This is a genomic window from Pedobacter namyangjuensis (assembly GCF_003313325.1).
GTDB classification, from domain to species: domain Bacteria; phylum Bacteroidota; class Bacteroidia; order Sphingobacteriales; family Sphingobacteriaceae; genus Pedobacter; species Pedobacter namyangjuensis.
Genome location: NZ_QMHQ01000003.1, coordinates 303,397 through 317,892 on the forward strand (window position 1 = coordinate 303,397; position 14,496 = coordinate 317,892).

The 14,496-nt window shown below is 35.7% G+C and carries 8 protein-coding genes; all 8 read right to left on the reverse strand.

The window, feature by feature from the left end:
- Positions 1 to 23: 23 nt before the first annotated feature.
- Complete coding sequence (locus DUT69_RS13200) at positions 24 to 710, reverse strand: ABC transporter ATP-binding protein (RefSeq protein ID WP_113653716.1); 687 nt, start codon at positions 708 to 710, stop codon at positions 24 to 26.
- A 90-nt stretch (positions 711 to 800) separates the two neighbouring features.
- Positions 801 to 3,191: an ABC transporter permease gene (locus DUT69_RS13205; protein ID WP_113653717.1), complete on the reverse strand. Its 2,391-nt coding sequence runs from the start codon at positions 3,189 to 3,191 to the stop codon at positions 801 to 803.
- Positions 3,192 to 3,448: 257 nt separating this feature from the next.
- Positions 3,449 to 5,839 carry an ABC transporter permease gene (locus DUT69_RS13210; RefSeq protein ID WP_113653718.1) on the reverse strand — a complete coding sequence of 797 codons (2,391 nt, stop codon included), beginning with the start codon at positions 5,837 to 5,839 and terminating at the stop codon, positions 3,449 to 3,451.
- 79 nt (positions 5,840 to 5,918) lie between these two features.
- Positions 5,919 to 8,288 (reverse strand): ABC transporter permease, encoded by a 2,370-nt coding sequence (locus DUT69_RS13215; RefSeq protein ID WP_113653719.1) that lies wholly within the window; start codon positions 8,286 to 8,288, stop codon positions 5,919 to 5,921.
- Positions 8,289 to 8,367: 79 nt separating this feature from the next.
- Positions 8,368 to 10,737 carry an ABC transporter permease gene (locus DUT69_RS13220; protein WP_113653720.1) on the reverse strand — a complete coding sequence of 790 codons (2,370 nt, stop codon included), beginning with the start codon at positions 10,735 to 10,737 and terminating at the stop codon, positions 8,368 to 8,370.
- A gap of 93 nt (positions 10,738 to 10,830) precedes the next feature.
- The gene (locus DUT69_RS13225) at positions 10,831 to 13,200 is read right to left on the reverse strand and encodes an ABC transporter permease (protein WP_113653721.1); all 2,370 of its coding nucleotides are present in this window, start codon (positions 13,198 to 13,200) and stop codon (positions 10,831 to 10,833) included.
- A gap of 77 nt (positions 13,201 to 13,277) precedes the next feature.
- Positions 13,278 to 13,976 carry an ABC transporter ATP-binding protein gene (locus DUT69_RS13230; RefSeq protein ID WP_113653722.1) on the reverse strand — a complete coding sequence of 233 codons (699 nt, stop codon included), beginning with the start codon at positions 13,974 to 13,976 and terminating at the stop codon, positions 13,278 to 13,280.
- A 124-nt stretch (positions 13,977 to 14,100) separates the two neighbouring features.
- A complete protein-coding gene (locus DUT69_RS13235) occupies positions 14,101 to 14,490 on the reverse strand; it encodes a hypothetical protein (protein ID WP_113653723.1) in 390 nt (129 codons plus the stop codon).
- Between the last annotated feature and the right edge of the window lie 6 nt (positions 14,491 to 14,496).

Consider the following 14,496-nt stretch of genomic DNA (forward strand, 5'->3'; position numbering starts at 1 on the left):
AGATTTGAGACACAGTACAACAATTAAAGACCGTTAACCGAAATATCCTCTTTTATTACTCCGTCTTCTATAGTTAAAATGCGACTTCCGTATTGTGCGTTTTTTTCTGAGTGGGTAACTTGTATAATGGTAATTCCATCCTCTTCATTTAGCTTTTTAAATAATTCCATTATTTGTTCTGCTTGTGCAGATTGTAAATTGCCAGTAGGTTCATCAGCCAGAATGATTGATGGCTGTGCCACTAATGCTCTTGCAATGCCCACCAACTGTTGCTGTCCGCCTGAAAGCTGATTTGGAAACAAATCTTTTTTAGCCACCATATTAAAGCGATCCAAAACATCCGCTATGCGACTTTTACGCTCCGATCCCGGTATTTTTTTGTACAACAGTGGTGCTTCTATATTTTCGGCAACTGTCATTTCATCAATCAAATGATAAGCCTGAAATACGAAACCGATGTGGTTACGGTAAAGTTCTATTCTTTGGCGTTCTTTTAAAGCGGTTACATCTTCGCCCATAAAATTATACTCTCCATAAGTGGGTTCTTCCAGCATACCTAAAATATTCAGCAAAGTTGATTTTCCCGCTCCCGATGGACCCATGATTGAAACAAATTCTCCTTGCTTAATTTCGGTACTTACATGACGTAAAATGTAGCTTTTAACACCCTTATTGGCGTAGTATTTTTCTATGTTTTGTAGTTTTATCATTATCGATTATTTAGTAGTTAGTACAAAGTATTTAGATAAATAACCAGCCGTTACTCTTTGCTCCTTTATCTTTATCTAACTCTTCAACCGTTATTCGTATTTCAAGGCATCAATGGTATTAGCTCTAGCCGCTTTGTAACTTCTTAAAGTAACGGTTATTAGTGTTATTATAATAGAAATAAACATGGCGATTAAAAACGGCCAAACACTTAATTCTATCCTATATTGAAAGCCAGTAAGCCATTTCGAAATTAGAATGTAAGCTACCGGCCATGCAACAACGTTTGCAATTAATACCATCCACATAAAGGAACTGTTAAGCATTTTAACCAACTCGAAATTTGAAGCACCTAAAACTTTCCTGATAGCTATTTCTTTGGTTCGCTGTGTAGCCACAAATGATATCAACCCGAATAAGCCTATAAATGAGATGAAAATTACTACACCTGCAAAAACTTTAAAGAGTGCCCCCATAATGCGTTCTGTTTCGTAGTAGCCCTGTAAGCTTTCGTCGAAAAATCGGTTTTCGTAAACGTAATCCGGAAATGATGCATTAAAGGCGCCTTCTACGTCTTTTAACGTAGCAGCCATTTCTTTTTTGTCAAGTTTAAGAGCAACTCTAGTGTTATTTGTTTTACGTGAAAATATAGCGATTGGCGCAATTGCTTCATGTAAAGAATAGTTATTGAAATCCTTTACAACACCAACAATCGGACCCGAAGCTCCCCAAATCCTCATTATTTTGCCTATTGCCTCTTCCGGATTTTTAACATTCAGTTTTTTTAGCAAAGTTTCGTTTACTACAAACTCTTTAGTTGTATCACTTTTACTTAAGGCCTTACCGGCAATAAGTGTTAAACCAAAAGTTTTAAAATAGGCATCATCTGCAGTTTTAACATTAACCTGAAAATCGGCACTTTTAGAACTGTTATAGGTAAAACTGGTTTCGTTGTTATTGCCCGAAGAAGGTGCACCACCATTAAAACTTACACTCTTTACACCATCAATGGCTAATAATCTTTCTTTAAAACCATTATGTTTTAACAAACTTGCACTGTCCGCTGGCAAACCTATCATAGCTATTGCATCCGTATCAAAACCTAGGGATTTATCACGAATAAAACTCATTTGTTTCATTACAACTAAGGTGCTCACTATAAGAATGGCAGTAATTGCAAACTGTACCACAACTAATGTTTTGCGCAAACCTACACCTCCAGCATTTGCTGCAACTTTATTTTTAATCGCCAATGCCGGACTAAAACCAGACATGATTAATGCTGGATATAAACCTGCTAGAAAGCTCACCAAAACTAATAGACCGAAAAGGAACACAAAAATAATTGGATGCCCGAACAGACTAAAAGAAACATCGCCACCAAAAAGATTTTCCATTTTGGGCAGAGTTAACTCTGCAAATACACATGCCAACAAAAGGGAAATTATTGTAATCAAAGCTGTTTCGCTTAAAAACTGCCAAATTAATTGCTTACGTCTGCTACCCATTACTTTGCGTACACCTACCTCTTTACTTCTGCTAATTGCCTGTGCAGTAGCCAAATTTATAAAGTTTATGCAGGCGGTTAGCAACAAAAAGAGCCCGATAATAGCTAAACCAATAATTTGTTTGTAAGGCGTAATTTGATTTGAAAAATTGCCGTAATCTTCATTATGGTGAATATCGTTTAGAGGCTGAAAATGATGATTTTCCTTTCCAGGACCTTTTTCTACATAGTATTTTCTAATAAACTGTTGCAATGGCTTGTCTAAATCTGCCGATGTAACTCCTTTTTTTAGTAACACGAAGCATTCTGAACTAGACGATACCGAGCCCCAACTTTTCATATTTCTGCTGCTATAACTAGCATAGCTAAAAATAATTCCAAGCGGGAAGCTACTATTTTGAGGATTATCTTTTATAACACCTGTTACTTTAAAATCTTTCTCCGCATCAAAATTAATGCTATTACCTATTGCATTACGCCAATCGCCAAAGTACTTTTTGGCCATCTTTTCTGATAGAACAACCGTATTGGGGCTTGACAATGATTGGATTGGATTACCAGACAACCAACTGTAATTGAAAATTTCGAAAAATGATGGTTCGGCATAGTAAATATCCTCAGAATTTTTAACTTCTGCTTTGCCCGCCTGTGCTTTAACTTTAACAATTCCTCCACTTTGTTGGATAGCGGATACCTTTTCGAATTGAGAAAAATCGTTCCGCATTGCGGGTGCCAATGGAAGCGGTACGCCCGATGACTTAAATTGGTTACCATCTGCATACTCCCATGACGAAACTACGCGGTAAATCCTATCATCGTTCGCGTAATCTTTATCAAAACTTAATTGATAACGCACAAATATAAAAATGAGAATACAACTAGCTAATCCAACTGAAAGGCCAAAAATATTTATGGCGGTATACCCTTTATATTTCCAAAGGTTACGCAAGGCGATTTTTAGATTGAGTTTAAACATTTTTTGGAGTTTTAAGTATTAGGTTCTAAGTAATAAGTTAACGAGTAGTACTTAAAAACCTCATTATTATTTCAGTTGTGCCAATATTATACCATATTAACATAAACAATAAAATAACTGATTATCAATAGATTAAACACATAAGCAAACAAATAGATGTTCATTATCGAACATTTTATGTTCGCAATCGAACGGGATTTTTTTAGATTAATTTACGTTCTCAGCAACTTAAAAACCTATCACATAAAACGTGTCACTTATTCGTATTTCAAAGCATCAATTGTATTGGCAACGGCAGCTTTGTAAGAACGAATACTAACAGTTAACAAAGTGATGAACATAGTAATTAACATAGCCAAGACAAAAGGCCAAACGTTAAGCTCCATTCTGTAAGCAAATCCGTTTAACCAACCATTTACAATTAAATATGCAACTGGCCAAGCCACTAAATTGGCAATAAATACCATCAATAAAAAAGAGCCATTTAACATCTTTACCAGCTCAAACGTAGTAGCACCTAACACCTTTCTAATTGCCATTTCTTTGGTACGTTGCGTAGCTACAAAAGACATCAACCCAAACAAACCGATAAATGAGATAAAAATAATTACCCCGGCAAATACCTTAAAGAGAATACCCATTACTTTTTCGGTTTCATATTGGCCGTTAATGTTTTCATTTACAAACTTCGAATAGTAAATATAATTTGGGAAAATACTATTCCACAATGCTTCTACTTTCTTATCAGCTACAAACAACTGTTTTGTATCTAATTTTATGGCTGCTCTCCAATAACTGGTTTTACCAGCAGAAATAGTTAGGCCAGATATATTCTCTTTCAGCGATAAGTCGTTAAAATCTTTTATTACGCCAATAATTGGAATGTTTTGACCGGTAGAATTTATCATCTTGCCAAGCGCATCTTGCGGATTAGTAATATGAACCTTCTTCAAAAAGGTTTCGTTAACTACATAACCATTTGCCGTATCGCTTTTAGCAAATAATTTTCCGGCTATTAGTTTTAAATCGAACAAATCAAAATAGTCTTCATCCGCTTTCATTCTCCTTACCTCAAAATCTTTATTCTTAATGCCATTAAAAGCAAAGTCGGATGAATTTATATTAGGTGATAAAGGCGCATCCTGACAAAAACTAACCTTATTTACACCGGGGATTTTTAATAATCGTTCTTTAAAACTTTCGTGTTTTAGCCTACTTAAACTATCGTTTGGCAAGCTAATCATCATTACCTCATTTGCATTAAAGCCAAGTTGTTTTTGTTGCACATATTGCATTTGGCGCATAACAACAATGGTGCTTATAATTAAGATGATGGCGATTGAAAATTGTACCACAACCAAGATTTTACGCAAGCTTAAACCGCCGGTGTTTAGTGTTATTTTGTTTTTAATTGCTAATGCAGGTGTAAAACCCGACATAACAACGGCTGGATAAAAGCCCGCCAAAAGGCCTACAAACAATACCAGCAACAACATAAATACAAAGATGACCGGATGCTGAAACAAACCGATAGAAACTGTACCCTTGAAAAGATTTTCCATTTGCGGAATGGCCAACTCTGCCAATACACAAGCAATAAGCATTGCAGCAAGTGTTACCAAAAAAGTTTCAGTTAAAAATTGTAGCATTAACTGTTTGCGCAAACTTCCCATTACCTTTCTTACGCCTACCTCTTTAGCTCTATTAATTGCTTGAGCAGTACTTAAATTAACAAAGTTGATGCACGCCGTTACAATTAAAAAAAGAGCAATAATGGCTAAACCGTAAATTTCGGTCTTACTAATCGTGTTGTAAGAAAAATTATCGTAATGCTCGCTAAAATGAATATCTCGCAAGGCTTCCATTTTATTAACCTGATTGCCTGCAACTTTTCTATCGGCATAATTCTTCTTGTTAAACTGCGCTAATGAACCTTCAATGTCTTTAGCTGTTAAGCCTTCTTTTAGCAATACATAAAATTCGTTACCAGAGCTCACGCAATCCCAGCAATCACCGTTTTTATCTGGATAGGTTTCATAACTAACCATTATATTTAATGGAAAACTGCTGTTTTTTGGCATGTCTTTAAATACACCACTAACTTTTAACGGTGTATTATTAGCCATCGTAACAGTTTTACCTATCGCAGTTTGTGCATTACCAAAATATTGTTGAGCCGCAGTTTCAGAAAGCGCTACAGTGTTTGGCTGACTAAGCGCCTGTGTTGGTTTCGCTGTTAGCCATCGCATGCCAAAAATGTCAAAAAAATCGGGTTCTACATAGTAAATCGTTTCGTCTTGTTTAAACAAATCTTTACCACTCGCATCTTTAACCCGTAAAATACTCCACCTTCTGAAAATCGCAGCTGATTTTTCTATTCCAGCGATTTCATTCTTTGCAACTTTAACTGCTGGAATTGCAACCGCGTTCGAATAGTCATCAAATGCATCGTATTTCCATTCCGTTACAAAACGGTAAATCCGATCTTCATTTTTAATACCTTCATCAAAACTCAATTGGTAACGGATAAATAAAAATATCAGAATACAACTTGCCATTCCGATGGAAAGACCGATAACGTTGATAAAGGTATAGCCTTTGTTTTTCCAAAGGTTTCGCAATGCGATTTTTAGGTTTAGCTTGAACATATTTGAGTTTTACGTGGTAAGTTTTAAGTTCTAAGTAAAATCGACCTACAACTTAAAACGTATAACCTATTACTTAGACTTATTCATATTTCAAAGCATCTATTGCATTAGCTTTTGCAACTTTTATAGATTGTATACTTACCGTTAATACAGCTATTATAACAGAAATTGTTATGGCAAGTGCAAATGGAACAAAAGAGATACCCACACGATATTCGAAAGTTGCTAACCATTTATTAATGATAACATAAGCCAAAGGAAAGGCGATTAAATTAGCAATAGCCACAAGCTTTATAAAATCTTTATTTAGCAAGGTTAGGATGTTTCCGGTACTTGCACCTAAAACTTTTCTGATGCTGATTTCTTTTTTGCGTTGCTCTGCCATAAACAAAGCCAAACCTAATAAACCTAAGCAGGAGATAAATATGGCAAAACCACCAAACCAATTAGAAAGTGTTCCCAACAGTTTTTCATCCTGAAATTTTATCTCGAAAGATTCGTCTACAAACTTTCTGTTAACGGGGTAATTAGGCTCCATTTGTTTTACAATATCATCAATGGTAGCTAAAGAGGAACTGATATTCTGATCGGGGTTTAAGCGAGCTAATATTACTTCGGCACCATTACGGGCACTGGTAAAAAATATCATTGGTGCAACTTTTTGATAAGCACTTTCAATTACAAAATCTTTAATTACCCCTACGTTTGTTTTTTCCTCTCCCCAGAAACTAATTTTTGCACCTATCGGATTTTTTAACCGCATCACTTTAACTGCTGCTTCATTTAACATGATACTGTTGCTATCATTTACGGCGATTTTAGAAAACTCTCTTCCACTAATCAAATCTGTGCCTATGGTTTTTATAAAATCGCTTCCGATTCCCCTGTGATTAAATAAAATAGATTCGCCTGGCGTCTTTCCCTGCCAAGAAACATCCGTAGTATTATTGCCATTTTCGGTAATATCCATGCTAAAAGATGTGATTGCTACAGTGGCACCAGATTTTAACAGTTGACTTTTTAGCAGTTCTAGCTTTTCGGCATTAGCCATTTTACCTTGTATGGCAATTTGTAAAAGGTTAGATTTATCGTAACCTATGGGTTTATTTTTGATGTAATTAAGTTGTTGATAAATAACCGCAGTGCAAATGATTAAGCAGGCTGCAAATACAAACTGTACTACTACCAATACTTTCCTTACAGATACTGATGAATCAGATTTAATTTTTAAGCCTTTTAGCACTTTTATTGGCTCAAAAGACGACAAATAAAGCGCTGGATAACTGCCTGCAACTAATCCTGTAAATGTCATTAAAAACAAAAGCGTTAACCAAAATACAGGATTATGATAATTTATAAATAATTCGATATTTAACAGATTGTTAAAATAAGGCAAACTTACTTCTACCAAAATAAAAGCAAAAACGGTAGAAATAAAGGTTAGCAATGCAGACTCTATAAAAAATTGGCTTACTAGTGATTTACGGGTTGATCCAATCGCTTTGCGTACCCCAACTTCCTTAGCTCTTCCTTCTGAGCGGGCGGTAGACAAATTCATAAAATTTACACAGGCAATTAAAAGGATACAGAATGCCAATAAAACAAAGATTTTAAGCTGATCTATTTTACCGCCTACAGATTTTCCGTTTTCAAAATCGCCGTATAAATGCCATTTATTTAAAGGATGCAAAAAGGCTTCTGCGGTGTTTCCTTTCTGATTGCGTTTGTAAATGCCTAACATTTGTGCATTTGTTTCTGTTAGGTATTTATTATCTTTTAGTTGTACCATTGTTAGGCACATATTGTTGCCCCAATTTATCTCACGTATCCAACTCTCTCGTTCGGCAAACAGTGCCCAGGGCATGAGATAATCGAATACAATACTACTGTTAGCAGGCGAATCTTCTATTACAGCTTCTACTTTTAGAGTATTCTTATTATCGAGTTTTACAGTTTTATTAATTGGGTCTGCATCTCCAAAAAGTTTTTTGGCAAAAGATTGCGTCAGAATAATCGTGTTTACTCCATTTAAAGCTTGTTCGCGATTGCCCTTAATAAATTTATAATCGAGTATTTTTAAAAAATACGGATCGGTAAAAACTGCTTTACCATTAACTTTTTTATCATCGAGGGTAATTAATTTAAGACTAGGATAAGACGATTTAGAAGCATATTTTACACCTGTAATTTTCTCCCGAATCTCGCCCGCCATCACATTTGGTGTCCATGCCCAACTAAAGATTTTTCCACTTGCAGGGGCATTTTGATAAACGATATAGGTTTTATCATTATTCGTAAATTGTCTATCATAACTCCATTCGTAGCTTACGTAGATCAACAGTACCATGCAGCTTGCAAGGCCAATAGCCAAGCCACCAATATTTATCAAAGAGAAGCCTTTATTTCTCCAAAGGTTTCGCAATGCGATTTTTAAGTTGAGTTTGAACATATTAGAGTTTTACGTGGTAAGTTTTAAGTTCTAAGTAAAATCAACCTACAACTTAAAACGTATAACTTATTACTTAGACTTATTCATATTTCAAAGCATCTACCGCGTTAGCCTTCGCTACTTTTATAGATTGTACGCTTACAGTTAATATGGCGATTAATACCGATAGGCCGAGGGCAATTACAAATGGCAGTACAGATATAGATGTTCGATATTCGTACGCTGAGAGCCATTTTTCTATTACGATGTAAGCCAGCGGGAACGCGATAATATTTGATATAGCAACTAGTTTTACGAAATCTTTATTTAGCAAGGTTAGGATGTTGCCTGTACTTGCACCTAAAACTTTTCTAATGCTAATTTCCTTTTTACGTTGCTCTGCCATAAATAAGGCTAAGCCTAATAAACCTAAGGCAGAAATAAATATCGCAAAGCCACCAAACCAGTTAGAAAGTGTGCCTAGTAGTTTTTCATCATCATATTTTTCCTCAAAAGAATCGCTTACAAATTTTCTATCCACCGGGTAATCTGGATTAATTTCTTTTACCAATGCATCAATTTGTGCTAAAGAAGTGCTGATGTTTTGTGCTTCGTTTAAGCGTACCAATAGTACACCACCTTCATCTTTGTAGGCTCTGTTAAAAATCATCGGGGCAACTTTTTGGTAAGGAGATTCGGCTACGAAATCTTTCATCACACCAATAATGGTAGCTTTATACTCTCCATAATCTATTACCGTCCCTATAGGATTTTTAAGTCCCATTATTTTTATGGCAGCTTCATTTAAAACAACTTTATTAGAATCGCCTGGAAAATCTGCAGAGAACTCCCTTCCTTCAATCATTTCGCTACCAATAGTTTTCACGAAATCATATCCAATGCCTCTTTGGTTAAACAAAACCTTATCGTCTGGCTTTTTGCCCTGCCAATTAATATCAGAAGTATTATTTCCACCTTCGTCAATATTCATGCTTAACAAAGAAACATTTTTAGCGGCGCCCGATTTTATGAGTTGTGTTTTTAACAATTCGATTTTGTTAGTGCTCATTAAATTACCCATTGCAGCCATTTGTATTAAATTACCTTGGTTATAACCTATGGGTTTATTTTTAATATAGTTTAATTGCTGATAAATTACTGCGGTACACACAATTAAGCAAGCTGCAAATGAAAATTGAAAAACCACGAGCACTTTTCGTATCGAGATTGCTGAGCCGGTTTTAAGGCTAAAACCTTTGAGCACTTTAACAGGATCAAAAGACGAAAGATAAAAGGCTGGATAACTTCCTGCAAGTAATCCTGTAAATGAAACAAGGCCTACGAGCGTAGCCCAACTACGCCAATCGTTATAATCTATTGTAAGGCTGATACCCAGCAAATTGTTAAAGTACGGCAAACTAACTTCAACCAAAATAAAGGCTACAATGGTTCCTATTAATGCTAACGTAGTACTTTCTAAAATAAACTGAATAATTAACGACTTTCTATCAGATCCAATCGCTTTGCGAACGCCCACTTCTTTTGCTCGTTTCTCCGATCTGGCGGTAGAAAGATTCATAAAGTTTACGCAGGCAATAAGAAGAATACAAACTGCCAGTAGTAAGAAAATTTTTAATTGTCCTATCTTACCTCCTACGGATTTACCATTTTCAAACTCGTTGTACAAATGCCATTTTGAAAAAGGATGCAAAAACATTTCATTTGTTAAACCTTTTTGGTTACGCTGATAAATTCCTTTTACTGCAGCATTAACTTCGTCTAACAGACTACTTTTTTGCAACTGCACTAAAGTTAAACAAAAGTTACTGCCCCAGCCTTGCTCTTTTATCCATTTTTGCCTTTGTTCATTTAATTTCCATGGCATAATGTAATCGAACTTAATGCTACTATTTGCAGGTAAATCTGCAATTACAGCTTCTACTTTTAAGCCTTCTTTATTATCAAGTTTTACTACTTTACCAATCGGATTTTCGGTTCCAAATAACTTACTTGCTAAAGTTTGAGTCAAAACAACACTGTTTATATCTTTTAACGGTTCAGTAGCATTGCCATTTAAAAACTCGTAGTCTAATATTTGTAAAAACGATGGGTCTGCAAACAAACCTCTGTTTTTTATTTTTTTATCGTTATAACTAATCAGTTGCTCAAACGGATAAGAAGATCTAGAGGTGTTTACAATGGCCGGATACTTAGCTTTAAGTTCTGGTGCAAGCTTACCTGGTGTCCAAGCCCAGCTATGCACTTTACCGTTAGCCGTCATATTTGTATGGGCTACATAAGTGGTGTTGTAATTCTTAAATTGTTTATCGTAACCAAATTCGTAAGCTACGTACAACAATAAAATCATACAACTTGCCAAGCCAATAGCTAATCCGCCAATATTAATAAGTGAAAAGCCTTTATTCTTCCAAAGGTTTCTTAGCGTTATTTTTAAATTGAGTTTGAACATGTTTTGAGTATTTAGTATTTAGATATAAGTATTTAGACTTTTCGTCTAATCTTTAATCCTTGTTCTTTAATCTTTGATCTATAAGCTTTCAGCTTACTCGTATTTAAGCGCATTAACAGGATTGGCTTTTACCGCAGCTCTTGCTTGTAATGTTACCGTAACAATAGTTAACAAAACCGTAATTAAGCCACTAATTATAAATGGCAGGGCCGAAATATCTACACGGTAAACAAAAGTTTCGAGCCACTTTTTGGTTAAAATATAAGCTAAAGGCCACGATATAATATTGGCAATCATCACCATGTAAAAGAAAGAGGTATTAAGCAATTTGAAGATCTGCAGATCATTTGCCCCTAGTATTTTACGCACAGCGATTTCTTTAATTCTTCCGTTGGTAATATATTTCGCGAAAGCGAACAAACCCAAAATGGCGATCAATATAGTTAGCATGGCTGCCGCAAAAAACACCGACTGTAATTGCTCTTGTTTTTTAAAGAGTTTGCCATACATTTCATCTAAAAATTCGTATCTGAAATTATCGCCATCTCGCTTGTTGATGTCTTTCCAATTAGCTTTTAAGGTAGCCAAAACTGCAGCCATTTGATTTTCATCAACCTTAATCATAATTTCGGTTTTACCATTACCGCAAGGGTTATTGATAGAATAGATACTTGGTTCTACCGCTTTTTCGAATCCGTTAGCTTTAAAATCTTTAATTACCCCAACAATGGTGTAGTCAGTATTGCAACCCCTAACAACTTTTCCTATAGGATCTTTTAATCCGAATCTGGCAACTGCAGCTTCGTTCAAAATAGCTGCGTTTTGCGCATCTCCTTTAAACTCAGCAGAAAATAGTCTGCCTTCTTTTAGTTTAATGTCTAAGGTTTCGAAATAATCATAATCTACATCGATAAAATCTAAACTTGCCTGGGTTCCATTTGCAGTGTATCCATTGCTTCCTGTTTCGGATCCATCTGGTAAAATGTTAGCAACTGTTGTAGCTTTAACACCAGGTACTTTTAATATTTTTTCTTTAATAGGAGCAAACTTTTCGGGATCGTTAAAGTAGACGATATTTTTTACACGAAGTACTTGATTGGGATTAAAACCCACATCTTGCGTACGCATGTATTTTAATTGAGAGTTGATGATTAGTAAACCTGTAATAAATATAACCGCCACGCTAAATTGAGTTACCAACAAGCTATTTCTTAACCAATAGGTTTGTCTGCTAGTTTGAAAGTTGCCTTTTAAAACCGCAACGGGTTTAAAGCCAGATAAAACCATAGCTGGATAGTAACCGGCAATTAAGGTGATGAAAACTAAAATAATCGGCAATTGCCAAATCAGATCATTATCTATTTGCCAAATGGTTAAATCTACCAAGAACAAGCGATTAAATTGAGGTAAGATAATTTCTGCAATAACCAAACTTAACAAAGTTGCAATAAAACATTGCACCAAAATCTCTATTAAAAATTGTGCAGTAAGCTGATAACGGAAAGCGCCCATAACCTTCTTAACACCAACTTCTTTAGCTCTTTTTGTAGCTTGGGCAATACTCAAATTAGTAAAATTGATACAGGCAATGATAAGGATCGCAAATCCTAAAAGCGACAAAGCAATTAATACTTTATAATTGGCGTCGTTTCCTGCTTTTGGCCTTAGGTGCTGATTTTTTAAAGGGTCTAGAAAGGCTGTAGTCACAGTTGCGTTTTCCCCTTCTTCAATCATGCCATTTTTTTTCAGCTCTGCTTGATACAATGTATTGATCTTACTTTCCAACGTAGCTATATCAGTACCCGGCTTTACTTGAATATAAGTGTAGTAATTAGGATAACCGTAACTCTCGCCGGCGCCAATTTCATTTACGATCGAAACAGCATCAAAACTGATGTTTGAATGTGGGTTGGGAACAATGCTTCCTTTAACCTGACCAGACATCGGTTCTGCTTTGCTACCAAAAGATACAATTTCTGGCTTGTTATCGGTTTTATTTGGATAAAGCGTTTGCATGTAAGGCTTGCTCAAATAATAAAACGTTTCCGTGCCATTTGGCTTTTCTAGTCCACCTTCGGGAATAATATTAAACATCTTCGCCGCCTCGTATTCCATAAACAATTGTTTTTTGGTAAATACTGTACCTTGATCGGTAAATGCAGCAAATTCAAAACCGCTAGGCTTCATTTTACCAACAGCAACAACCTCTGCGAAGGCTTCTTTAATAGCTTTAGCTAAAGGTGGTGGAGTAAAATTGGTCTTAAAATCAGGAAACGTTCTTCCAACCACATAAATATTATCGTAATTAGGGTTTTTCTTATCAAAGCTGGTTTCATAAGTAAAATACATCATTACTAAAATAAAGGCCGCTAACGCGATAGACAAACCACCAACATTAATAGCGGTAATTCCTTTATTTTTCCACAAGTTTCGCAAAGCGATTTTTAAGTTGAGTTTGAACATCTTCGGAGTTTTTATGTGGTAAGTTTTAAGCTATAAGTGCTATACTTACTACTTAAAACGTACAACTTATTACGTAACTAAATCAATTCTTCAGTTTTTCCTTTATTAATCTTCTCAGAAATTACATGCCCATCTTTGAGGTTGATGATTCTGTTCGAGAAGCTTGCATCATGGCTAGAGTGTGTTACCATTACGATGGTTGTACCGGTTTCGTTCAATTCGCAAAGCAACTCCATTACTTCGTTACCGTGCGTACTATCCAAGTTTCCGGTAGGCTCATCGGCTAAGACCAATTTTGGCTTGGTAACCAATGCTCTTGCAACCGCAACACGCTGTTGCTGACCACCAGAAAGTTGTTGAGGAAAGTGACCAGAACGATTAACGATGTTCATTCTGCCGATAATTTCATTTACCAGCTTTTTACGTTCGCCCGCCGGTACTTTATTGTAAATTAAAGGCAGTTCTATGTTTTCAAAAACGGTTAATTCGTCAATAAGATTAAAGTTTTGAAAGACGAAACCCATATTTCTCTTTCTAAAGTTCGACCGCTCTCTATCGTTTAAGGTTAAAAGTTCGGTATCTATAAATTTGTAACTACCGCTTTCTGGCTTATCCAGCAAACCCATAACGTTTAACAAAGTTGATTTTCCGCAACCAGACGGTCCCATGATTGAAACAAATTCGCCGGTAGCTACATGTAAATTTATTCCGTTTAAAGCCGTAGTTTCTATTTCCTCGGTTTTGTAAACTTTCTCCAGATTTTCTATCGTAATCATAATATTTTTGTGAAGTTGAAATGTTTTATCTCCTGGCTCCCTTTTTGGTGAGGTTAGAAGGTTGTTTTAAAAAGTTGGCGCCCCGATCAACGCACCTGATACGGAGCATAACCAACCTAATTTTTTATTTTACTTTTAATACAATTTCTTTATAATCGTTCTTTTTCAGTTCGATATCAAAGTCTTGTTCACCCAATTTCTCATGCGTAAGTTTTAGTTTGTAAAAACCTGGTGCTACATTAATATTTTGTCCGCCTTTAACTACCGGAATAGTTACGTATAACTCCTCTCCTTTAAAAGCAACTTTCGTAAGCGCTTTTGTATCGCCGGCAAAATTTAAGGTAATGTGTGGTTTCTCTACATTTTTTGTAGACACACCGGTCATAGATGCTTCCATTTCATAGGTAATACCATCTTTGGTTTCCTTCCATTTCGAGTGGCTTTTAGTTTTTTCTTGTGCCGAAACGGTAGCTGATACCGCTAGGAGAAGAATGGCAATTATTAGTTTTTTCATGTGTTT